Source organism: Streptomyces sp. NPDC022910, from assembly GCF_055561075.1.
This window is the reverse complement of record NZ_JBVHHL010000145.1, coordinates 1,457-2,991: the sequence shown is the minus strand read 5'-3', so window position 1 is coordinate 2,991 and position 1,535 is coordinate 1,457. Positions and strand designations below refer to the sequence as shown.

The window sequence follows — 1,535 nt, the reverse complement described above, 5'->3', positions numbered from 1 at the left end:
CTTGCGGAGCCGGAACCAGTAGAAGCCGTGGCCTGCGAGGGTGAGCAGGTAGGGCAGGTCGCCGATGGCGGGGAAGCGGACGCCGCCGATCAGTTCGACGGGGTGGCGGCCGTTGAACCGGCTCAGGTCGAGTTCGGTGGGCTGTGCGAAGCGGGAGAAGTTGTGCACGCACATCACCAGGTCGTCCCCGTGCTCGCGCAGGAAGCCCAGTACGGCCGGGTTGGAGGAGGACAGTTCGGTGTAGGAGCCCAGTCCGAACGCCGGGTTCTGCTTGCGGATCTCGATCATCCGCCGGGTCCAGTGCAGCAGCGAGGACGGCGAGGACATCGACGCCTCCACGTTGGTGACCTGGTAGCCGTAGACCGGGTCCATGATCGTGGGCAGATACAGGCGGCCCGGGTCGCAGGAGGAGAAGCCCGCGTTGCGGTCCGGGGTCCACTGCATCGGGGTGCGCACCGCGTCCCGGTCGCCCAGCCAGATGTTGTCGCCCATGCCGATCTCGTCGCCGTAGTACAGGATCGGCGAGCCGGGCAGGGACAGCAGCAGCGCGGTGAACAGTTCGATCTGGTTGCGGTCGTTGTCCAGCAGCGGGGCCAGGCGCCGGCGGATGCCGATGTTGGCGCGCATGCGGGGGTCCTTGGCGTACTCCGCCCACATGTAGTCGCGTTCCTCGTCGGTGACCATCTCCAGGGTCAGCTCGTCGTGGTTGCGCAGGAAGATGCCCCACTGGCAGCCCGAGGGGATGGCGGGGGTCTTGGCCAGGATCTCGGAGACCGGGTAGCGCGACTCGCGGCGCACGGCCATGAAGATGCGCGGCATGACCGGGAAGTGGAAGGCCATGTGGCACTCGTCGCCGCCGCTGCGGTAGTCGCCGAAGTAGTCGACCACGTCCTCGGGCCACTGGTTGGCCTCCGCCAGCAGCACCGTGTCCGGGTACTGCGCGTCGATCTCCTTGCGCACCCGCTTGAGGAACTCGTGCGTCGCCGGAAGATTCTCGCAGTTGGTGCCTTCCTCCTGGTAGAGGTAGGGCACCGCGTCCAGGCGGAAGCCGTCGATACCCAGGTCGAGCCAGAACCTCAGCGCGGAGATCATCTCCTCCTGCACGGCCGGGTTCTCGTAGTTCAGGTCCGGCTGGTGGGAGAAGAAGCGGTGCCAGTAGTACTGCTTGCGGACCGGGTCGAAGGTCCAGTTGGAGGCCTCGGTGTCGACGAAGATGATCCGCGCGTCCTGGAACTGCTTGTCGTCGTCCGCCCACACGTAGTAATCCCCGTACGGGCCCTCGGGATTGGCGCGGGACTCCTGGAACCACGGGTGCTGGTCGCTGGTGTGGTTCATCACGAAGTCGATGATCACCCGCATGCCCCGCTGGTGCGCGGCGTCCACGAACTCCACGAAGTCCGCCAGGTCCCCGAACTCCGGCAGCACCGCCGTGTAGTCGGAGACATCGTAACCCCCGTCGCGCAGCGGCGACTTGAAGAACGGCGGCAGCCACAGACAGTCGACGCCCAGCCACTGCAGATAGTCCAGCTTCGCGG

1 protein-coding gene is annotated in these 1,535 nt (G+C 66.6%); it reads right to left on the bottom strand.

What is annotated here, in order from left to right; genetic code table 11:
* Positions 1–1,535: maltose alpha-D-glucosyltransferase (treS, locus tag ACZ3TS_RS42695; protein WP_467628575.1), on the bottom strand; the 1,535-nt coding region annotated here is incomplete at both ends.